This is a genomic window from Pantoea sp. X-Soil-MYKO-1785 (assembly GCF_059730675.1).
This window is the reverse complement of sequence record NZ_AP036000.1, coordinates 2,378,179-2,399,973: the sequence shown is the minus strand read 5'-3', so window position 1 is coordinate 2,399,973 and position 21,795 is coordinate 2,378,179. Positions and strand designations below refer to the sequence as shown.

The 21,795-nt window shown below is 56.3% G+C and carries 20 protein-coding genes; 11 read left to right on the top strand and 9 right to left on the bottom strand.

The genetic code is table 11. The features are described 5' to 3' along the window. The 3 genes from rsmF to yebS form a co-directional block, all read right to left on the bottom strand. Positions 1-1,467 (bottom strand): 16S rRNA (cytosine(1407)-C(5))-methyltransferase RsmF, encoded by a 1,467-nt coding sequence (gene rsmF, locus AC6I8D_RS11575; RefSeq protein ID WP_497820224.1) that lies wholly within the window; start codon positions 1,465-1,467, stop codon positions 1-3. Positions 1,468-1,686: 219 nt separating this feature from the next. Next, complete coding sequence (locus tag AC6I8D_RS11570; protein ID WP_312055758.1) at positions 1,687-4,320, bottom strand: PqiB family protein; 2,634 nt, start codon at positions 4,318-4,320, stop codon at positions 1,687-1,689. Beyond that, positions 4,289-5,533 (bottom strand): membrane integrity lipid transport subunit YebS, encoded by a 1,245-nt coding sequence (gene yebS, locus AC6I8D_RS11565; protein WP_312055759.1) that lies wholly within the window; start codon positions 5,531-5,533, stop codon positions 4,289-4,291. Before yebS ends, AC6I8D_RS11570 begins: the two co-directional genes overlap by 32 nt. A gap of 213 nt (positions 5,534-5,746) precedes the next feature. Here yebS and AC6I8D_RS11560 point away from each other — a divergent pair, with 213 nt between their 5' ends. The 4 genes from AC6I8D_RS11560 (at position 5,747) to htpX (ending at position 10,231) form a co-directional block, all read left to right on the top strand. Beyond that, the gene (locus AC6I8D_RS11560; protein ID WP_031377464.1) at positions 5,747-6,247 is read left to right on the top strand and encodes a GAF domain-containing protein; all 501 of its coding nucleotides are present in this window, start codon (positions 5,747-5,749) and stop codon (positions 6,245-6,247) included. A 96-nt stretch (positions 6,248-6,343) separates the two neighbouring features. After that, entirely contained in the window at positions 6,344-7,045 is a 702-nt protein-coding gene (gene proQ, locus AC6I8D_RS11555; RefSeq protein ID WP_312055760.1) for an RNA chaperone ProQ, read from the top strand. Between the two features lie 19 nt (positions 7,046-7,064). Further along, positions 7,065-9,104 carry a carboxy terminal-processing peptidase gene (gene prc / locus AC6I8D_RS11550; RefSeq protein WP_312055761.1) on the top strand — a complete coding sequence of 680 codons (2,040 nt, stop codon included), beginning with the start codon at positions 7,065-7,067 and terminating at the stop codon, positions 9,102-9,104. A 245-nt stretch (positions 9,105-9,349) separates the two neighbouring features. Then, positions 9,350-10,231: a protease HtpX gene (gene htpX / locus AC6I8D_RS11545; protein ID WP_031374643.1), complete on the top strand. Its 882-nt coding sequence runs from the start codon at positions 9,350-9,352 to the stop codon at positions 10,229-10,231. A 54-nt stretch (positions 10,232-10,285) separates the two neighbouring features. Here htpX and AC6I8D_RS11540 read toward each other — a convergent pair whose 3' ends face one another. Continuing rightward, a complete protein-coding gene (locus tag AC6I8D_RS11540; protein WP_497820677.1) occupies positions 10,286-11,662 on the bottom strand; it encodes an MFS transporter in 1,377 nt (458 codons plus the stop codon). A gap of 352 nt (positions 11,663-12,014) precedes the next feature. Here AC6I8D_RS11540 and kdgR point away from each other — a divergent pair, with 352 nt between their 5' ends. Continuing rightward, the gene (gene kdgR, locus AC6I8D_RS11535; protein WP_031374641.1) at positions 12,015-12,806 is read left to right on the top strand and encodes a DNA-binding transcriptional regulator KdgR; all 792 of its coding nucleotides are present in this window, start codon (positions 12,015-12,017) and stop codon (positions 12,804-12,806) included. Between the two features lie 33 nt (positions 12,807-12,839). Here the strand turns inward: kdgR and AC6I8D_RS11530 are convergent, their stop codons facing one another. After that, positions 12,840-13,076, bottom strand: a complete 237-nt coding sequence (locus tag AC6I8D_RS11530) for a YobH family protein (RefSeq protein WP_069728558.1) — start codon at positions 13,074-13,076, stop codon at positions 12,840-12,842. A gap of 212 nt (positions 13,077-13,288) precedes the next feature. Here AC6I8D_RS11530 and AC6I8D_RS11525 point away from each other — a divergent pair, with 212 nt between their 5' ends. The 5 genes from AC6I8D_RS11525 to rlmA all read left to right on the top strand — a co-directional run bounded on the left by AC6I8D_RS11525 (position 13,289) and on the right by rlmA (position 16,424). Beyond that, entirely contained in the window at positions 13,289-13,561 is a 273-nt protein-coding gene (locus tag AC6I8D_RS11525) for a YebO family protein (RefSeq protein WP_312055763.1), read from the top strand. An 18-nt stretch (positions 13,562-13,579) separates the two neighbouring features. Further along, entirely contained in the window at positions 13,580-14,584 is a 1,005-nt protein-coding gene (locus AC6I8D_RS11520; protein ID WP_497820223.1) for an MBL fold metallo-hydrolase, read from the top strand. A 527-nt stretch (positions 14,585-15,111) separates the two neighbouring features. Continuing rightward, positions 15,112-15,186 (top strand): DUF2627 domain-containing protein, encoded by a 75-nt coding sequence (locus tag AC6I8D_RS11515; RefSeq protein WP_143811575.1) that lies wholly within the window; start codon positions 15,112-15,114, stop codon positions 15,184-15,186. 81 nt (positions 15,187-15,267) lie between these two features. Next, on the top strand, positions 15,268-15,477 hold the full coding sequence (cspE, locus tag AC6I8D_RS11510) for a transcription antiterminator/RNA stability regulator CspE (protein WP_003852684.1): 210 nt from the start codon (positions 15,268-15,270) through the stop codon (positions 15,475-15,477). Between the two features lie 137 nt (positions 15,478-15,614). Next, positions 15,615-16,424, top strand: a complete 810-nt coding sequence (gene rlmA, locus AC6I8D_RS11505; protein ID WP_497820222.1) for a 23S rRNA (guanine(745)-N(1))-methyltransferase — start codon at positions 15,615-15,617, stop codon at positions 16,422-16,424. Here rlmA and AC6I8D_RS11500 read toward each other — a convergent pair. The 4 genes from AC6I8D_RS11500 to manX form a co-directional block, all read right to left on the bottom strand. Then, the gene (locus AC6I8D_RS11500; protein ID WP_497820221.1) at positions 16,421-16,879 is read right to left on the bottom strand and encodes a DUF986 family protein; all 459 of its coding nucleotides are present in this window, start codon (positions 16,877-16,879) and stop codon (positions 16,421-16,423) included. The genes rlmA and AC6I8D_RS11500 overlap by 4 nt on opposite strands. Positions 16,880-16,976: 97 nt before the next feature. Next, complete coding sequence (locus AC6I8D_RS11495) at positions 16,977-17,822, bottom strand: PTS mannose transporter subunit IID (RefSeq protein WP_031374635.1); 846 nt, start codon at positions 17,820-17,822, stop codon at positions 16,977-16,979. 15 nt (positions 17,823-17,837) lie between these two features. After that, a complete protein-coding gene (locus tag AC6I8D_RS11490) occupies positions 17,838-18,638 on the bottom strand; it encodes a PTS mannose/fructose/sorbose transporter subunit IIC (protein ID WP_094120018.1) in 801 nt (266 codons plus the stop codon). A gap of 66 nt (positions 18,639-18,704) precedes the next feature. Next, positions 18,705-19,673 carry a PTS mannose transporter subunit IIAB gene (gene manX / locus AC6I8D_RS11485; RefSeq protein ID WP_312055767.1) on the bottom strand — a complete coding sequence of 323 codons (969 nt, stop codon included), beginning with the start codon at positions 19,671-19,673 and terminating at the stop codon, positions 18,705-18,707. 505 nt (positions 19,674-20,178) lie between these two features. Between manX and AC6I8D_RS11480 the strand changes: the two genes are divergently transcribed. Then, positions 20,179-21,750 carry a TerC family protein gene (locus AC6I8D_RS11480; protein WP_031374632.1) on the top strand — a complete coding sequence of 524 codons (1,572 nt, stop codon included), beginning with the start codon at positions 20,179-20,181 and terminating at the stop codon, positions 21,748-21,750. Positions 21,751-21,795: the final 45 nt, after the last annotated feature.

Sequence of the window (21,795 nt, the reverse complement as noted above, 5' to 3'; positions counted from 1 at the left end):
TCAGCGGAACAGGCGTCCGTCACGCACCAGTTCGCGCGGATAGCTGTTTTTGATCCGGCTGCCGACCTTCTTCGCCAGCCCCAGCGGCTGCTGTTGATAAGTGACAATCATCTCATCACGCGTCGGAGCCGGTTCAGGATAGATATCCCGGCCGCGATACCACTCTTCCGCTTCGGCGGCGCTGAGCTCAAACACCTGTTCCGGGGTTGGCCGGGCCAGCGCGATCACCGCTTCATGCTGCCAGCGATAGCCTTTGGCAAAGGTCTCAGCCAGTTTCAGGCCAATCCGTGAGAAGCGCACTTTGCCTAACAGCGGCGTGACGGCGGCCGGAAACAGCCAGATCTCTTTATCGCGCTGCCACAGTTCCAGTGAGTCATCCCAGGTCAGTGAGACCGCCGCCGCCGCTTGCCTGATTTCGCCTTCCAGCTTGCGGCTCAGGTGTGAGAACGGCAGCTTGCCGACCTTGTACGTCGGGGCCGGCAGCGGTTCAACCGACGCCGTTTTACGCAGCCGTGCAACAAAGAAGCCTTCACTGTCGAACAGCTGCGGGAAGACGTGCAGATAACCTTCTGGCGTTGCGGCCTGATCGGCACCGTCAAATAACCGATCGAGCGGCTCCACTTCTGCCGCGCCGGGATAGCGCTGCAGCAGCCAGTCAATCACCTGCTGATTTTCGATCTGATTCAGGGTGCAGGTCGAATAGACCAGCGTTCCGCCGGGCTTTAGCGCGTGAAAGGCACTGTCAATCAGGTCGCGCTGGGTGGCGGCGATCGCTGCGGTAGTTGCCAGCGACCAGTTTTTCAGGGCATCGGCATCTTTACGGATCACCCCTTCGCCTGAACAGGGTGCATCCAGCAGGATCGCATCGAACTGCTCCGGCAGCGCCGGGCCGAATACCCTGGCATCAAAGTGGGTCAGGGCGCTGTTACTGACGCCGCAGCGGCTGATATTGGCATGCAGCACTTTGACCCGGCTGGCGGAAAACTCGTTAGCCAGGATGATCCCGTGGTTATTCATCCGGGCCGCAATCTGGGTGGTTTTAGAACCTGGTGCAGCGGCCATGTCCATCACCGCTGTCACCTTAGACTGCGCGTCAAACAGCGCAGTCACCGGCAGCATCGAGCTGGCTTCCTGAATGTAAAACAGGCCGCTCAGGTGCTCAGCGACGCTGCCGAGCGGCAGGCTCTCATCTTCCCGGCTGATCCAGAATCCTTCGACACACCACGGCACCGGCGTCAGTTGCCAGCCATACTGCGCAGTCTGAGCGAGGAAATCGGCCACGCTGATTTTCAGCGTGTTGACGCGCAGACTGCGGCGCAGCGGTTGCTGACTGACGGTGATAAATGCTTCGAGGCTGGCCTCATCCGGCAGGGCCTGGCGCATCAGGGCAAGAAAATCAGCGGGGAAAAGCAGAGAGGAGTCTGACACAGGTACATTCCAGTTAAGGCAAAGGCGGCAGTGTATCATGCAGAAAGCAAACGGGCAGCCTGGCAGCCTGCTTCAACCCGTGGGTACGGATAAAGCGATGGGCGCATGCGGCTGTAGCAAAGCATCGCGGGCCATGGATGGCCCGCGCTGAGCTGTCAGGGATGACGCTTTTTGCGTCTTTGCGTAAGCCGCATGTGCCCTGAGCGAGCAGGTTAGAACCTTCGCCAGCGGGCAGTCTGGCTGCCCGCTGGCATTAACTTAGCGCGGAGACGGGATCGCCGTGCCCCAGTTGCGCCACTCTTTCGGCGGTTCATCCTGCAGCAGGAAATGTTTATCCGGATTGGCCTGCGGCGCCAGCGGCACGGTTGGCGGGGTCGCAAACTGAATGCCACCGCGAATAAACTGCTGGAAGGTCCCGGTTTTCACCACGCCGCCAATCAGGCCAAAGTCGAGGTTATAGCCTGATGCCAGCCAGAATACCGAATTGTTACGCACCAGATGCTGATATTTTTTACTGATGCGCAGCGCAATCTGCACCCGGTCGGCCATATTACCCAGCGAGGTGCCGGTGACGGTACCGACTTCAACCCCACGGAACAGCACCGGCGTACCCAGCGACAGCGAACCGGCTTCGGCGGCATCAACGTAGATATTCAGGCCGTTCAGGTAGCGTGAATCGGTAATGGTGCTCTCCTGCAGTTCAAAGATGCGCGCCGCGCGTCCCTTGCCGGGATCGACGTTGACGTAAGGCTGCAACAGGGTTTCAAGGTGATTCACCCCGGTGGCGGAGATTTCCGGTGACACCACCGAGAAACGGCTGCCGAGACGGGCGAAATCCTCTACGTATTCCGGATAGAGCACCGCTTTCGCCACCACCTGATTGTTATCGCTGCTTAACGACAGCGATTCGACCTGGCCGACGTTAATCCCCAGATAGCGGATTGGCATCCCGGCTGACAGTTTGCTGGCGTCGTAGGTATGCAGCGTGATCTGGCTACCCACGGCGCGAGCGGCGGTTTCCGACGGATAGAGAATGCGCTTATCGCCTTTGGCCGACAGTGCGCCGCTCATGTTGTCGAAGCTGATAGCGCCTTTCAGCGCGCGGTTGAGCGGGGAAGCCTGCACCGTCAGGCCGCTGCCGTTAAGCTGAACCCGTGCGCCGCCTTCGGCCCAGAACACGCTTTCGCTGGTCAGCAACTTGCGGTATTCCGGCTGGATATGCACTGCAATATCAAACGCATCGGCGCGTGGCGTGACTTTAACGATCTCCCCGACCTGATATTTCCGGTAGAGCACGATGGAGCCGGCCTGCACATCCGGCAGGCTGGTAGCGGTCAGGGTGAGGGTGGTTGACGGTGCATCGCCAACAATTCCTTCTTCCGCTTTTTCCGCGTCGGCAAACAGCGGATAGCTGTTTTTCGGCTGGCCTTTTTTGCCCGGTTCAAGGCGAATGCCGCCATCCACCCACTCGCGGGCGCTGGCCCCGAGCACCTGCATGCCATCCAGACCGAACTTCACGTCAAGGCGGCTGTTGACAATAAACTTGCTGTCGCCGTGCACCAGTTCGCGGTGTTCCGGGTTAACCGCCACCACAAAGTTGACGCCATTTTCATCCAGCGAACGCGACATCACCTGACCAATCTGCATGCCGTGCAGCATCAGCGGCTGGCCCTGATCGATGCCATAGCTCTCAGGCGCGCTGAGCTTCACCGTCAGCACGTTGGGTTTCTGCAGCAGAGTTTCACTGGATGCCAGCACGGTGAAGTGCTGCTGCGGCGGGCCTTCACCAGGCACCAGTTCAAGAGTATTGCCGGTCAGCAGCGCGCTGAGGCTGGTATCGGTCAGGCTGATTTTCGGGCTGCGCATCTCAATGCGGGTACCGCTGCGCATCAGACCGACCACCGACGGATCGATCGTCAGCTCGCCGGTCACCTTGCCGCCGTCCTGCAAATTAAGTTTGGTCAGGGTGCCGACTTCCAGCCCCTGATACATCAGCGGCGTACTGCCCGCTTTAAGGTTTTTACCGTCTGGCAGATCAAGCGTAATCTGCACGCCTCGCTGGCTGTGCGCCAGATCGGGATAGAGCCGGTAATTCTGCTCGGCTTTAGCCGGTTCGCCCTCTTCGGGCGAGTCAAACGCCACTGCGCCGTTGACCAGCGCGGCAAGGCTCTCAAGCTGGACTTTGGCCCCGCTCAGGCTGACATCGGCATTCACTCCCGACACGTTCCAGAAACGGCTGTTGGTTTTCACCAGGTTGGTAAAGCGACGGTCGATCAGCACATCAATCGCTACGCCATCGTTTTTGTTATTGATGCTGTAGTCATAGACCCGACCGACCGGGATTTTGCGATAGTAGACCAGCGATCCGGTGCTCAGCGACCCTAAATCAGGCGCATAGAGATGGATCAACAGTTCCCCGGTGTTGACCCGATATTTGGGTTGGGTATCCAGCGCGGTAAAGGCCTCGCTCGGTTTACCTTTACCGGGCATCATGCCGATGTAGTTACCGCCGACCAGCGCATCCAGCCCCGAAACGCCCGCCAGTGAGGCTTTAGGCGTCACCAGCCAGAACTGGGTATCTTCCCGCAGCGCATCACGCATATCGCTCTTGATGCTGGCTTTGATCTGAATGCTGCGATAATCATCGCTCAGATTGATGCCCTGCACGGTGCCCACTTCCACGCCCTGGTAGCGGATCGGTGTGCGGCCCGGCACAATGCCATCCGCCGTCTGGAAATTGATGGTGATGGTGGTGCCGCGCTCCTGGTAATTGGTCCACAACAGCCAGCAGGCGATCAGCATCGCAATGATCGGCAGCAGCCAGAAGGGCGAGATTTTGCGCTTGTTGCGCAGCGTGGCGTTAGTCGGTGTAGTCGGCGTTTCCTGTTGCATGTGCATCCCAGAGCAGGCGGCTGTCCAGCCACTCAACAGACATAATGGTCAGGATCACGGCGGCGCCAAAAAACAGCGCTGCCGGTCCCATGGTAAAAGCCAGCAGCTGATCACGGTTGACCAGCGACATGGTTAACGAAATGACAAACAGATCGAGCATTGACCAGCGGCCAACCCAGTTCACCACCCGCAACAGGCGGATGCGGGTTTTCAGACCCTGTTCGCAGCGGAAATGGATGCTTAACAGCAGCGTCAGCATCACCAGCACTTTGGTAAACGGCACCAGAATACTGGCGATAAACACGATGGCGGCGATGGGAATATTGCCGGAACCCAGCGAGACGATGCCGGAAAAAATAGTGTCTTCGCGCCGCGACCCGTTGAGATAGACGATGGAAATCGGCATCAGATTAGCCGGGATCAGCAGCACGATTGAAGCGATCAGCGCCGCCCAGGATTTTTGCAGGCTGTGACGGCGACGGAAGTCGAGCGGGGTGTGACAGCGCGGGCAGCGGCCTCGCGCATCCGGTACGCCGGTGTTGTGGCAGTTCAGGCAGACCTGCAGGTCGTCACGCGCCACATTGCCGGGGCTTTGCGGATAGAAATGATCCCACAGCTGCTCCATATTGAGATGGATCAGCGTCAGCACGCTCAGCACCGTCAGCGCAATATAGGCCACTAGCCCGTAGCCGAGTTCCAGCGAGGCGTAGTCCTGCACTTTAATCGAGGCGACGGCAATGCCGATCAGGTAGATATCCAGCATCACCCACTCTTTGAGCTTCTCCAGCATCAACAGCACCGGACGTAAGTTCATCCCCAACCGATGTCCAATGCCGAGATAGCAGATGCCGGCGACCAGGGTAACCGGTGCGCCAATGGTGCAAAACGCCACCATCGAGGCGGTCAGCACATCGCCCTGCTGGGTCATCTGAATCACGCCTTCCAGCACGCTGGCATTAATGCGCATACCGAGCAGCCGGATATCGACCAGCGGCAGGGAAAACGCAAACGGCATTAACACCATCATGGTGGCGGCCATCGCCATCAATCGGGTCATCGGCCAGTCGCGGCCGCTGAGAATTTGTGCGTTGCAGCGCGGGCAATGAGCCGACTGGTGCGATTTCACATCCGGTAAGGAAAAAAGGGTATCGCATTGCGGGCAACGCTGATAACGTGCGTGAGGCAATGTCTGGCTGATAGCGTGAATTTTCATAGGGTGATGCAATATTCGCTCATCGTAAGTAACACATATCGGTCGTTAAGACAGCGCCTGTGTGCCTGTCTCGGGCATCACGCTTCGATCCACAGAATGCTAAGGGTATAGTAACTAACGCTATGATTCACCTTGTGGCTCTGGATATTTAGTGCTTATTTTTAACAAGCGGTGAAATAACCCCGCTCAGATGTCATTGGTAACGGTTAAATAATGAACAAAACTGCCTTTTACGCCGATTTGAATCGCGATATGCGCGCCTTACTGGCGGGAGAAACGGCGTTCCTCGCCGCAATGGGTAACTTTAGCGCGCTGTTGTATGAACGTCTCGAAGGCGTGAACTGGGCAGGTTTTTACCTGCTGACGGAAGCAGATACGCTGGTGCTGGGCCCGTTCCAGGGCAAAATCGCCTGCGTGCGCATTCCGGTGGGTAAAGGCGTGTGCGGCACCGCGCTGGCAGAAGATAAAGTGCAACGCGTTGATGATGTGCATGCTTTCCCCGGTCACATCGCCTGCGACGCAGCCAGTAATGCTGAGATTGTGATTCCTCTGAAAGTGAATGGCACTGTGGTTGGGGTGCTGGACATCGACAGTGTAGAGTACAATCGCTTTGACAGCGACGACGAATCGGGGCTGGTCACACTTACTGATGGGCTTTGTGAAGTGCTTGCGAACAGCGACTTAGAAAAATATCTGCAGCTGACGCGCAGCTAATCGACTGGATCACATGGCATTTAGCGATGTTGTCATTATAATGTCGCCTGTTCATGCCTGCGCTGGTCGGCAAACCCGTTGTAATCAGGAAATTTCATGGAAAATCAACCTAAGTTGAATAGCAGTAAAGAAGTCATCAGCTTTCTGGCGGAGCGCTTTCCGCACTGCTTTAGCGCTGAAGGTGAAGCGCGTCCGCTCAAGATCGGTATCTTTCAGGATCTGGTCGAGCGTGTTCAGGGCGAAATGAATCTGAGCAAAACGCAGCTGCGTTCTGCCTTACGCCTCTATACCTCAAGCTGGCGTTATCTGTACGGCATCAAAGCCGGTGCGACCCGTGTCGATCTCGACGGTAACGCCTGTGGCGTGCTGGACGAGCAGCACGTCGAGCACGCACGCAAGCAACTGGAAGACGCCAAAGCGCGTGTTCAGGCGCAGCGTGATCAGCAACGTGCCGCCCGTCGTGAAGCAGGCGAAAGCGAAGAGGGCGCGGCACCGCGTCGTCCACGCAAGCCGGCTGCGCGTAAACCTGCTGAAGGCGATGCCGCGCGTAAACCGCGTCCGCAGGCCGCAGCAGAACGCCCGACCGCCTCACAGCACCGCAAACCGGCCCCACGCCCGGAGCAGCAAGCCCGACCCATCACTGATACCTCAACTTTGCAGCCCGGCCAGAGTATTAAAGTTAAAGCAGGCAAAAGTGCGATGGACGCTACCGTTCTTGAAGTATCAAAAGACGGCGTTCGGGTCCAGCTCGCTTCCGGCATGGCAATGATTGTGCGCGCAGAACACTTGCAGTTCTGAAACGGAGGCTGACCCCGGCATGAACACCCTTTTTAAAATTGGACTTATTGCGGGCCTGCTGTTGTCAGGCCCTTCCTTTGGCGCGGAGAACATTACCCGCGCCGACCAGATTCCGCAGCTCCACGAAGATCCGCAGGACCCGACGGTCAGCGAGCGTGTCACTTCGCGTTTTACCCGTTCCCACTATCGCCAGTTCGATCTGAATCAGGACTTTTCAGCGAAAATTTTTGATCGCTACCTGAACATGCTCGATTACAGCCATAACGTGCTGCTGGCCTCAGATGTGGCTCAGTTTGCCAGCAAAAAGACCCTTGTCGGCGATGAGCTGCGCAGCGGTAAGCTGGACCTGTTTTACGATCTCTACAATCTGGCGCAGAAACGCCGTTTTGAGCGCTATCAGTATGCGCTGACGGTGCTGGATCGTCCGATGAATTTTACCGGCAATGACACTATCGACATTGACCGGGCCAAAGCCCCATGGCCGAAAGATCAGTCTGAGCTGAATGCGCTGTGGGATGCCAAGGTAAAATATGATCAGCTGAGCCTGAAACTGGCCGGCAAAGATGAGAAAGAGATCCGCGAAGTGCTGACCAAGCGCTACAACTTCGCGATCCGTCGTCTGGCACAGAGCAACAGCGAAGATGTGTTCCAGCTGGCGATGAACGCGTTTGCGCACGAAATCGATCCGCACACCAACTACCTGTCGCCGCGCAACACTGAACAGTTCAACACCGAAATGAGCCTGTCGCTGGAAGGTATCGGGGCAGTGCTGCAGATGGATGACGACTACACCGTGATCAATTCGATGGTGGCAGGCGGTCCGGCAGCGAAAAGTAAAGCCATTACCGTTGGCGATCGCATCGTCGGCGTTGGTCAGCCAGGCAAGCCAATGGAAGATGTGATTGGCTGGCGTCTGGATGACGTGGTGGCAAAAATCAAAGGGCCGAAAGGCAGCAAAGTCCGACTTGAAGTATTGCCGGCCGGTAAAGGAACCAAAACCCGCACCGTAACGCTGACGCGTGAGAAGATCCGTCTGGAAGATCGGGCGGTCAAAATGAGCGTCAGAAATGTCGGCAAACAAAAAGTGGGCGTACTGGATATTCCGGGCTTCTATGTTGGCCTGACCGATGACGTCAAAGTGCAGCTGCAGAAACTGCAAAAGCAGAACGTGGATAGCGTGGTGATCGATCTGCGTACCAACGGCGGCGGCGCGCTGACTGAAGCGGTGTCACTCTCCGGGCTGTTTATTCCGAGTGGCCCGGTGGTGCAGGTGCGTGACAACAATGGTCGGGTGCGTCAGGACAGCGATAACGATGGCGTGGTCTACTACAAAGGCCCGCTGGTGGTGCTGGTCGATCGCTTCAGTGCCTCCGCTTCTGAGATTTTCGCCGCGGCGATGCAGGATTACGGTCGCGCAGTGATTGTCGGTGAGCCGACCTTTGGTAAAGGCACCGTGCAGCAGTATCGTTCTCTGAACCGTATCTACGATCAGATGCTGCGTCCGGAATGGCCAGCGTTGGGGTCGGTACAGTACACCATTCAGAAGTTCTATCGCATCAACGGCGGCAGTACCCAGCGTAAAGGCGTCACGCCAGACCTGCTGATGCCAACCGGCGTCGAAGCGGCAGAAACCGGTGAGAAGTTCGAAGACAATGCGCTGCCGTGGGACAGCATCAATGCGGCGACCTACGTCAAATCCGGTGATGTGAAACCGCTGGTGCCGCAGCTGACCCGTCAGCATGCCGATCGCATTGCGCAGGACCGCGAGTTCCAGTACATCATGAAGGACATTGCCCGTTTCAATGCCCTGAAGGATAAGCGCAACATCGTGTCGCTCAATCTGGCTCAGCGTGAGAAAGAGAACCACGAAGATGATGCGTCGCGTCTGGAGCGGATCAATGCCCGCTATCAGGCCGAAGGCAAAAAACCGCTGAAGAACCTGGATGAGCTGCCGAAAGATTATAAAGAACCGGATCCGTATCTTGATGAGACGGTGAAGATTGCTAACGATCTGGCGCAACTCGACAAGTCTCAGCCGGACACGCCAGCGGCTAAATAGGTCGCCGACGCGATGAAAAAGCACCGTTCAGCGGTGCTTTTTTTTTGCCAGCAAAGCGCCGGCGGTGAGCATTGATAAGCGGCGATAAACCTGCAGGCAGGTCGGGCAGGCCAGCGGGCGTGGCAAAATGTAAAGTTATGTCTTTTTAGGCACTTAAACGTTAAGGTCGCTTGAAAACCCGCACAATGCTCATAGGATATGTATCCGCGCATAAGCGCGTGAACCACTGAGGAAGATTAACAAATATGATGCGTATTGCTCTTTTCCTGATGACCAACCTGGCTGTGATGTTGGTATTCGGGCTGATTCTCAGCCTGACAGGGATCCAGTCAAGCAGTGTTCAGGGCCTGATGATCATGGCGGGTCTGTTTGGCTTCGGCGGTGCGTTTGTTTCACTGCTGATGTCGAAGTGGATGGCACTGCGCTCGGTTGGCGGTGAAGTGATTGAACAGCCACGTAATGAAACGGAGCGCTGGCTGGTGGATACCATTGGACGTCAGGCGCAGCAGGCCGGGATTGCGATGCCGCAGGTTGCGATCTATCACGCACCCGACATCAACGCCTTTGCGACCGGTGCCCGGCGTGATGCCTCGCTGGTGGCCGTTTCAACCGGCTTACTGCAGAACATGAGTCGTGACGAAGCGGAAGCGGTACTGGCACACGAAGTGTCGCACATCGCCAACGGCGACATGATTACCATGACGCTGATTCAGGGTATCGTGAACACCTTCGTGATCTTTGTTTCACGCATTCTGGCACAAATTGCGGCGGGCTTTATGTCCGGCAACCGTGATGGCGAAGAGAGCAGCAACGGCAATCCGCTGGTCTATTTTGCGGTGTCGATGGTGCTGGAACTGGTGTTTGGTATTCTTGCCAGCATCATCACCATGTGGTTTTCACGTCATCGCGAATTCCATGCCGACGCAGGCTCTGCGAAGCTGGTAGGCCGTGAGAAGATGATTGCGGCGTTACAGCGGCTGAAAACCAGCTACGAACCGCAGGAACCGAGCAGCATGATGGCGTTCTGTATTAACGGTAAAGGCAAGTCGTTCAGCGAGCTGTTTATGTCGCACCCGCCGTTAGACAAACGTATTGAAGCGCTGCGCAGCGGTCAGTATCTGAAGTAAGCGAGATAACAGCAGAAAGGCGACCTGTGTGGTCGCCTTTTTTTATGGCTGCGATCAGGCTGTGGCGCGGCTCTGGGTCATGCGGGACAGGCTGACAATCGCTGCCACCGTCGAGAAGCCACCCGCCAGCAGCAGTGAGGCGTGGGTGCCGCTCTGGTCAAACAGATTGAACATCAGCGCCACCAGCGCCGCGCCGACGCTCTGGCCCAGCAGACGGGCGGTGCCGAGCATGCCACTGGCACCGCCGCTGCGGTGACGCGGTGCAGAGGTGATGATGGTGTGATTATTCGGTGACTGGAACAGGCCAAAGCCGGCGCCGCACAGCATCATCCGCCAGATAATATCGCCATCGCCCGGCTGGGCCGGCAACAGCGCCAATAGAAACAGCCCGGCAGCAAACATCGCCAGACCAATACCGCCCAGCAGCCCGGCATGGACCCGCTCAATTAACCGGCCGGCAATCGGCGCGAATACCATGGTCGCCAGCGGCCAGGGCGTCAGCAGCAAGCCGGTGGTGACCTCATCACGGCCCAGCACGTTCTGCAGGAAGAATGGCAGCGACACCATCGCCAGCATCTGCGCGCAGAACGAGCAGACCGAGGTGCCCATCGACAGGCTGAAAATCGGAATGCGCAGCAGATCCACCGGCAGCAGCGGCACCGCCATATTCAGCTGACGGCGAATAAAGAACCAGCCGACCACCAGCAACGCCAGCAACTCTGCCAGCACCAGCCAGCCATTCTGACCCTGAGCAAAACCGCTCAGGGCGGAAATCAGCAGGCCAAAAAACAGTGCATTCATGATGGCGCTGGGAATATCGAACCGCTGGGCGGTCGCTTTTTGCGGGTTGTCCGGCAGGGTTCTCAGCGCCAGCCATAGCGCAATCGCCCCGAGAGGGACGTTGATCAGGAACAGCCATTTCCAGCTGGCCACCGACAGAATCGCCGCCGCTACCGTCGGTCCAGCCGCGGTTGATACCGCCACAATCAGCGAGTTGATCGCCATACCCCGGCCAAGGTAACGCTGCGGATAGATAATGCGTATCAGCGCCGTATTAACGCTCATCAGCGCCGCGCCGCCAAAGCCCTGTAACACCCGGGCGAAGGTCAGCATGTTAAGTGAGGTGGAGAGGGCGCAAAACAGCGAGGTGGCGATAAACAGCGCCAGGCCCGCCTGATACACCCGACGATAACCCAGCATATCGCCGAGAAACGACAGCGACAGCAGCGAAACAATGATAGCAATCTGGTAGGCGTTAACGATCCACACTGACTGTGCCGGGCTGGCATTCAGTTCACGTGCAATGGTCGGCAGCGCCACGTTGGCAATTGCGCCATCCAGCACCGCCATGGTGATGCCGAGAGCGATAGTCAGAATGGCCCAGTAGCGCTGGGCGACCGGCAGTCCGTCCTGCGGAGAAGAGAGTGACATGGTGTATTTGCTAAAGAGGGTGAATATCATCATGCTAATGAAATTGCCGCCAAAAAGCAGCGCGGGCGATGACAAAAAGTTGTCTTAAAATATGTCTTAGCCGCAATCGCCTGCGCTGGCTGTCCGCCTGAAACGGCGCATGGCTGCCGCTGCGTTGTCTGCTTAGCCGTCAGCGCGACGGCGCGCCAGCCACTCAGACCGGTCTGCAGGTGCACCGCTCCACGCTATTCCCGGTCACGATTCAGCGGGATAAACCGCACAGCGCGACGTAAAGCATTGCCGCCGCCGTCAGCCTCGCTCTATACTGACAGTCCGTTCCATTTTTTTTGAAACAGGTTTAACAAGGTGCGCGATGTCCTCTGCTGAAAATGACAAACAGCCCGATTCAGTCTCCTCGGTCCTTAAAGTGTTCGGTATTTTGCAGGCACTGGGCGAAGAGCGCGATCACGGTATTACCGAGCTCGCGCAGCGCGTGATGATGTCAAAAAGTACCGTTTACCGCTTTCTGCAAACCATGAAGTCGCTGGGTTACGTGACCCAGGAAGGGGAGAGTGAAAAGTATTCGCTGACCCTGAAACTGTTTGAGCTTGGCGCGAAAGCGTTGCAGAACGTCGATCTGATTCGCAGCGCGGATGTGCAGATGCGGGAGCTGTCGCGTCTGACCAAAGAGACGATCCATCTCGGCGCGCTGGAAGAGGACAGCATTGTCTACATCCATAAAATCGATTCGCTGTATAACCTGCGCATGTATTCCCGCATCGGGCGACGTAACCCGCTGCACACCACCGCCATTGGTAAAGTGCTGCTCGCCTGGCGCGATCGTCAGGAAGTGAAAGAGATCCTGCGGGACGTTGAATTTAAGCGCAGTACTGCCAATACGCTGGTCAGCGCAGAGGCGCTGCTGGAGGCGCTGGATCAGGTCAAAATTCAGGGTTACGGCGAAGATAACGAAGAGCAGGAAGAGGGATTACGCTGCATCGCGGTACCGGTATTTGACCGCTTTGGCGTGGTGATCGCCGGACTGAGCATCTCATTCCCGACCATTCGATTCTCGGAAGACGCCCGCCAGGATTATGTGGCGATGCTGCACCGCGCAGCGCGTACCCTGTCAGCGGAAATGGGCTTTCATCACTACGAATTCTGAAAACAGCGGGCCACTGCGCCCGCTGGATGAGAATTAATTATCGATCACTTCTCCGCTCTTCTTCAGTAACGGACAATCGGTCACCCCGACCACGCCACTGTCAGTATGCAGGTATTGTGCGCTGATAAGGCCACGTGCCGTAAGGTAACTGCACTGCAGACCCAGCCCCGCGGCATTTTTGGTGCTGCCGGTTAACACGCCGTAGCCGGTAAAAAGCATTGCCAGCCAGATCACCGCCAGTAACCCAATCGCCCGAATAAACAGTTTCATTTTGTCTCCTTGTGACAGATAACGCAGCGCTCCACGTATTGCTGCTGGCCATTATTGTACCAGCATGCCTCGCTTTTCCGGCGGGATCGATCAGAGATAACTGAAACGGTAAATTCTGCATTGATGCTAACCCCATTATCTTTTGCCAGGGCTAAGGGTAGAATGAGCGGTTACAGCGTTTGGGACATTCCACTAAGGTTTATGAGGCAGTTATGAATGAGTTAGCCGCAAATTCGGGACCACTGGTCAGCTATGGTCTGCTGGTGATTATTTTGATTGTGGCATTTATTGTCTGGTTCTTTGTAAACCGGGCCAGCGTGCGGGCCGGTGAACAGATTCAGTTACTCGAATCGCTGCTGGAAGAGCAGAAAAAACAGACTATTCTGTTACGTCGTCTGGTTGAGGCGCAGCCTGGCGCGGAAACCAAAAAGAGCGATGAAGATCAGGACAAACGTGATTTTATCCGCCTGATACCGGAACGTTAATCCCCGCATGGAGGCTGGATGGCCTGGAAAAACCCGTGGTACGACAGCAGTAAAACGCATCACACGCCTGAAGGCTTCCGCAATCCTGAACCCGATCTCCGTCAGCCGGGCGATCTGCAACGCTGGCGGCGCGAGCGTAAAGCGCAGGGGCTGCCATTACCGCCCCGGGAAGGTTACGCAGCCTTTACCGCGCAGTGGTGGCAGCCGGCCGATCTGAGCGGCAGCGATGACCGCGTCTGGTGGCTGGGACATGCTGCTCTGCTACTGCGGCTTAACCAGCGCTATATTCTGATCGATCCCGCCTTATCTTCACGGGCATCGCCGTTGCCGTTTGCCGGCCCGCAGCGTAAAACCCCGGCTCCGCTGACTATCCGCGATCTGCCGCGGCTCGATCTGGTGCTGGTATCGCACAACCATTACGACCATCTTGACAGGCCGACCGTAAAGCAGATTGTCCGCCACTTTCCCGAGGCGAGGTTTATTGTCCCGCTCGGTCTGACCAGCTGGTTCACCCGTCAGGGTGTCGCCAGGGTGGAGCAACTGGACTGGTGGCAGTCGCTCCGGCTCGACAATCTCTGTATCGATGCGGTGCCGGCACGTCACTGGAGCATGCGCACTCCGCGCGATCGAAACCGTTCACTGTGGTGCGGCTGGGTGGTGCGATCGCCCAGGCTGCGCTTCTGGTTTTCGGGCGATAGTGGCTTCAGCGAGAATTTACGCGAGGTGGTGACCCGGCTCGGCCCGTTCAATCTCGCCGCCTTACCGATTGGGGCCTGGGCACCCAAATGGTTTATGGCCAGTCAGCATATGGACCCGGATCAGGCGGTAGAATTATGGCGTGGGGCAGGCAGGCCGCTGACGGTACCGATCCACTGGGGGGTGTTCGAACTGGCGGATGAATCGCTGGACGCGCCGCCGGCCGAACTTGAGCAGGCGCTACAGCGGGCAGGGGAGGATAACCTCCGGTTTACGGCCTGGCGAATAGGGGAAAGTCGGGGACTGGATAATATCGACCAGGAATAATCCTAAAGCGAGTGGAATGATTTAAATCAGACTCTGTTTTATCTGACATCAATTTTTCAGTTCAAAAGCAAAATTCTTAATAAGCAAAATCCTAACCGCTGCTTTTATTTGGAGCAACCCTGAGCTATTGCTCCTGTTTTTGGTGCAAAGTGCTTTTATTTTTGTACTTAATAAAGTGTGTTGTACAGGATTGGCGCTGCGTTAATCATCTCTATACGCTTGCCGCTTCGTTTATTCTTTTCGCTTTTGCCATATTTGTGAAATATTAATTTCTTATGTCATCCATTGACTTAATGGTGGCGAAGCACAGTGATGCCGGTGGCTTGGCCCGCCATCGCGCGGTGCGGAATAGCGAAACGCTTTATTTCAGCGGGCAGAAATGGGCGACTTGTGAACCAAACGGAACATTCATTGTGAGCACTCTGGCAATTGTGCGCAAAGCTTCTCTTTGCGTTTAAAAATGGCTTGCCATTATTTTGAGGATATGTGATAACAATTCGTGGGTTAAACGAGGTACAGTTCTGTTTATGCATGGCATCTTCAGTAAAGAAGTTACGAGTAAAGACGTTGACGTTGAATACCGCTTCCTTGCCGAACCTTAATTAGTGCCTCATTCAGTAACGTCTCTGGTTTCTCTGTAGGTCAGCCTTCGGGCTAAATAAACATTCAAAGGAATTTGCAAAATGGCAAAGATTAAAGGTCAGGTTAAGTGGTTCAACGAGTCTAAAGGTTTTGGCTTCATTACTCCTGCTGACGGTAGCAAAGATGTGTTCGTACACTTCTCCGCTATCCAGGGCAATGGTTTCAAAACCCTGGCCGAAGGCCAAAGCGTTGAGTTCGAAATTCAGGACGGCCAGAAAGGCCCGGCTGCAGTAAACGTTACTGCAATCTGATTCGACTCCGACTCGGTGCACTGCACCTCGACACGGAATCTTAAAGCCCTGGCTAATTAGCCGGGGCTTTCTTTATGCTTCCGATGAGCAAACGTTAAGGGTACACTGCGCCGCGTTACCTGCTGCCGGAGCCCCTCATGTCGTTGATCTGCCCCCTTTGCCATACTCCTCTCGTCCTGACTGCACGCAGCTGGCGCTGCGAAAATCGTCATCAGTTTGATCAGGCGAAAGAGGGCTACGTCAATTTGCTGCCCGTTCAGCATAAACGCTCACGGGAGCCGGGTGACAGCGCGGAGATGATGCAGGCACGGCGCGAATTCCTCGAGGCGGGCTACTATCAGCCGCTGCGCGATCGGGTAGTCAGCCTGCTGGACGCGGCGCTCTCCCGGCCGGGCAGCCAGATTCTTGATATTGGCTGTGGCGAAGGCTACTACACGGCGGCGCTGGCCGCAGCCAACAGCGAGACGGGACAGGTTTATGGTCTGGACGTTGCCAGAATGGCGATCCGGCTGGCGGCGAAGCGCTACGCTGAGGTGCTGTTCTGCGTTGCCTCCAGCCAGCGTTTACCCTTTGCCAGCCAGTCGCTGGATGCAATAGTGCGGATTTACGCACCCTGTAATGAAGCGGAGCTGGCGCGGGTACTCAAGCCCGGCGGCATCGTGCTCACCGTGACGCCCGGTCCGCACCATCTGCAGCAGTTTAAGGCACTGATCTACCGTGAGGTGCAGTTACACGCAGCGGAGCAAAAAACCTATCCCGAATTTCACCAGATTGCCCGGCATTCGCTGCGTTACCCGATGGCACTGACCGGGGCCGCGGCCGTCACGCTGTTACAGATGACCCCTTTTGCCTGGCGGGCGCGTGACGAAGTCTGGCAAACCCTGCAGCAGAGCGAACTGTTCAACTGCGACGCCGATTTTACCCTGACGCTGTGGCAGCGCGACTAACGCGCCTCCACCAGGGTGTTATAGATGCGTTCCAGATCGTCAAGCTGCTGCACCGCGATTAACAGCCGGCGCTGTTCAAGCTGAATCACCAGAATGCCATCTTCCGAGAGGTTCATCCCCTGGATCCGCCGGTAATCGATCCAGATGCCGGCATAAAACAAGCCGTTGTTTTTCATCAGCAGCTTTGGCCGCCGCAACCAGAAGAGCCAGAAGGCGAGAAAACTCAACACCATCAGCAGCGAAGTGGTGAGCTGCGGACCATGATGGGTGACGTTATTCCACAGCAGAATCAGCAGCAGGCCGATGAAAATCAGGCTGTCGATTTTATGCCGCCGCTGCAGTGCCACCCGCAAACGGGTCGGCCCATGACGACGCGGCAGAATCGCCTCATCGTAAATCGCAAACAGCAGCAGGGCGGCAATACAGCCTGCTATCAACATGTCGGTCAATGACATGGAACCTCCTCAAACAGGGTGAGATCAGCCCGTCAGGGCTCAGCTCACCACGCTCAGCACAAAAAAGTCGGGAGCCTGTGCTCCCGACCTCAGAGTATTACAGTCCGAGCAGACCAATCCAGTAACCGAAGATACCGATGGCGAAGAAGCCAACGATGATCCACAGCGCATTGACCTTACGGCGCAGCAGCCACATACAGGCGAAGGTCAGTAGCAGCGGGACCACACCCGGCATCAGCTGATCGAGAATCGACTGTACTGTGGTAACGGTGGTTTTGCCGGTTGAATCGGTAATGCGTGACACCACCAGCGGGATGTTGACGTGGGTCCACTTGTTGACCAGCGCCCCCATGACAAACAGGCCCAGTATTGAGGCGCCCTCCGTCAGTTTTTGCAGGAAGCCGCCGCCCATATCGCTAACGATATCGATTCCTTTGCGATAGCCATACGCCACACCGTAGTAACGGGTCAGCAGACGCGCCAGGTTAAACAGCACGAAGAACAGCAGCGGACCCAGCAGGCTGCCGCTCATGGCGATGCCAGCACCCAGTGCGGCAAACACCGGACGAACCGTGCCCCAGAAAATCGGGTCACCGACACCGGCCAGCGGGCCCATTAAACCGACTTTAATGCCGTTAATCGCACCATCATCAATCGCTGCACCGTTGGCACGCTGCTCTTCCATCGCCATGGTGACGCCCAGTACCGGCGCTGCCACATAAGGGTGGGTGTTGAAGAACTCGAGGTGACGCTTAATCGCCTGTTTGCGTTCGTCATTGTTCTCCGGATAGAGACGGCGGATCACCGGCACCATTGAGAAACAGAAACCCAGCGCCTGCATACGTTCAAAGTTCCACGATCCCTGAAACAGGTTGGAGCGCATAAAGACAGCACGTACGTCGCCCGGCGTTAGTTTCTTTTCGACTTTGGTAATATCAACCATGTTCTCACCTGTTCCTTAATCGAGTTCGTTATCGAGATCGTTAGCGCTGGCAGGACCTGCAGGCGCACCCGCGACCCGGTTATATTTCGGACTGAGCTGGATGTAGAGCACCGCCATTACCACACCGATCACGCCGAGCGCGACCAGGTTGAAGTCGGTGAAGGCAGCGGTGACGAAGCCCAGATAGAAGAACGGCATCAGGTAGCCTGCGCGCATCATATTGATGACCATCGCATAACCGACTACCACGATCATGCCGCCGGCGATGTTGAGGCCGTTGGTGACCACATCCGGAATCGAACTGAGTAAGGCGTGAACCGCACTGGTGCCGACCGAAATCGCCACAATCAGCGCCGGAATGGCGATACGCATCGCCTGTAGCAGCAGGGCAGAGACGTGAATCCAGGAGATCGCGGTCAGGTTGCCTTTCTCGGCCGCTTTATCGGCCGCGTGCTGAAACGCCACGGTGATAGTACGAACGATAATGGTCAGCACCTGACCGGCTGCCGCCAGCGGAATCGCCAGCGCAATACCGGCACCGACGCTTTGACCGCCCGCGATGACCAGAATGGTTGAGATGATTGAAGCCAGCGCCGCATCCGGGGCGACAGCCGCACCGATGTTCATCCAGCCCAGTGCGATCATCTCCAGCGTACCGCCGATGATAATCCCGGTTTTCATATCACCCAGCACCGCACCAATCAGGGTACAGGCGACCAGCGGGCGGTGAAACTGGAACTCATCCAGGATCGACCCCATACCGGCAATACAGGCGACAATAAAGATCAAAATGATTTGTAGCGAGGTTATTTCCATCATACTTCTTGTCCTCAGCAGGATAACGAAAATGAGCCTGGCAAAGCAGGCGCAGACGGCACGCCGTTACGAATTAACCTTCGCAATCAGGTCCATCATTTTCAGTTTCTGGTCGCTGGAAACCTTGCGGACTTCCAGTTCAATATTGCGCTCATTTAATTTGCGAAACGCCGCAATATCTTTTTCATCGACCGAGACGGCGTTGTTCACCTGAGTTTTGCCCTGGCGGAAAGCCATGCCGCCGATATTGACGGTTTTAATATCGACGCCCTGTTCCACCACCCGCAGCACATCGGTCGGGTTGGTAAACAGCAGCATCACCCGATCCTGACCATATTTCGGGTTATTCCACACCCGTACCATCTTATCGACATCGACTACGTGCGCGGTTACGCCCGGCGGCGCAACCTGCGTCAGCAGGGTTTTACGCACGTGATCGTTAGCCACCTCATCACTGACCACGATAATGCGCTGAACGTTGGTTTCCTTGGTCCAGCGTGTCGCGACCTGACCATGGATCAGGCGGTCATCGATACGGGCCAGGCCGATTTTCATGTGGTCACCCGGTGCCATCGGTTTCGCCGGCTGCGCCGGAGCAGCCACCGGTTTTGCCGCCGCAACCGGCTCAGGCGCAGCCTCTTTGGCTTTCAGCGCTTTAACCCCTTCACGGCCGGTTTCGACCGCCACCGCAATCAGCTGATCAAAACTGGGGTTGTCGTCGCGCGCCATCAGGGTTTCGACCAGCATCGGGATATTGACGCCCGCCACCACATCATAATCAGGCTTATCTACCACGATGCGGCTGGCCGCGTTAAACGGACTGCCTCCCCAGGTATCGACCAAAAACAGCACACCCTGGGCGGTATCGAGTTCCGCCAGCCGCGCCTGGTACTTTTCAATCAGCGTTTCTGCATTTTCGCCGGGCACAAAGTCGATCCATCCGACATTTTCCTGCTCGCCCAACAGCATTTCTGCTGTCTTTAGCAGTTGTTCCGCTGCCCAGCCATGTGTACCAATTACAATCGCAATGGTCACTTGCTACCTCCGTTCGCTTGAGAAGCTCATCTGAGTCAATGAACCGTATAAGTTATCGCTTCGGTTTTGTGAAAATTCTGTTTACCGAATCATCCGGATAGTGCCGAAAAATCATCGGGTAACTGCGATAAGGCCGTAAAGTCGCGATTTATTTTAGTGATCGAAAAAATAAATTATGTGATGGCTGTCTGCTATTCGCAGCCTGATTAACCGAACCTGCAATTTATTGCGCTCCGTCATTTGAATGACAGATTGTAAAAATAAGAAAATTTTTTGACGCCAAAGCGCGACCTGATACATTAACGATCTGTTTATTATTCAGGAGTAACGGGCCTCAGCCCACCTATATGGATCGTCACCGACGTCGCTTAACCTGTTCTTTGCGCCTGCTGGCGCGTCATCTTTCGCCTGACGGCGTATTCACTGCTTCCCCGATCGTCACTCTGTCACGCTTTAACGCGCTGACACGCATCGGTTCACACTGTTCCTCGTTCAGGAGTCATTAATGGAATTTCTATTCGACCCCTCAATCTGGGCGGGTTTACTGACGCTTGTGGTGCTGGAAATCGTGCTGGGCATCGATAACCTGGTCTTCATCGCCATCCTGGCGGACAAGCTGCCGCCGAAGCAGCGTGATAAAGCGCGTCTGATCGGCCTGTCGCTTGCGCTGGTGATGCGTCTGGGCCTGCTGTCGCTGATCTCGTGGATGGTGACGCTCACCACGCCCCTATTCAGCGTAGGTGATTTCAGCTTTGCCGGACGAGATTTAATTCTGCTGGCGGGTGGTCTGTTCCTGTTATTCAAGGCGACCATGGAGCTGCATGAAAGGCTGGAGAACCGTCAGCTGGATGGTTCCGGCAACCGGGGTTACGCCAGTTTCTGGGCGGTGGTGACGCAGATTGTGGTGCTGGATGCGGTGTTCTCACTTGATGCGGTCATTACCGCGGTCGGCATGGTGAACCATCTGCCGGTGATGATGACCGCCGTAGTGATTGCAATGGGTGTGATGCTGCTGGCCTCTAAGCCGTTAACCAACTTTGTCAATGCACATCCAACGGTGGTGGTGCTCTGTCTGAGCTTCCTGTTGATGATTGGTCTGTCGCTGGTGGCCGAAGGCTTTGGTTTCCATATTCCGAAAGGTTATCTCTACGCGGCGATCGGCTTCTCGATCCTGATTGAGCTGTTTAACCAGATTGCCCGTCGAAACTTTATCCGACATCAGTCGCATCGACCGATGCGTGAGCGTACTGCCGAAGCGATCCTGCGGCTGATGGGCGGCCGCAATCGCGCCCAGACGGCTAACAGCAGCAGTAATGAAGAGTCCGCGTTGACTGAAGCGATGCCGCAGGAAGCGTTTAAAGATGAAGAGCGCTATATGATTAATGGCGTGCTGACGCTGGCGTCCCGTTCGATTCGCAGCATTATGACGCCACGCGGTGAAATCTCGTGGGTGGATGCCAACCGTCCGGTCGATGAGATTCGTATTCAGCTGCTGGATACGCCGCACAGCCTGTTCCCGGTCTGTCGCGGTGAGCTGGACGAAATTGTCGGCGTGGTGCGGGCGAAAGAGCTGCTGGTGGCGCTGGAACACGGCGTTGATGTAGCGACCTTTGCCGCCAATACCCCGACCATTGTGGTGCCGGAAACGCTGGACCCGATCAATCTGCTCGGCGTGCTGCGTCGTGCCAAAGGCAGTTTTGTTATCGTCACCAACGAATTTGGCGTGGTGCAGGGTTTGATTACGCCACTTGACGTGCTGGAAGCGATCGCCGGTGAATTCCCGGATGAGGATGAAACGCCGGATATCATCGCCGATGGCGACGGCTGGTTAGTGAAAGGCGGCACCGATTTGCACTCGCTGCAACAGCTGCTCGACTTCCATCAGCTGGTTGATCCGGATGAAGATCACGCCTCGCTGGCGGGCCTGCTGATTGCCCAGAAAGGGCAGTTGCCGCAGCCGGGAGAGGTGATTGATATCACGCCGCTGCACTTTCAGATTATCGAAGCGACCGATTACCGTATCGATCTGGTGCGGGTTACCAAAGATCAGCCGCAGGATGAAGAGGAAGAACGCTAAGGCGTGGCAGGCAAATAGCGGGCGGCTGAGTCGCCCACTGATTGT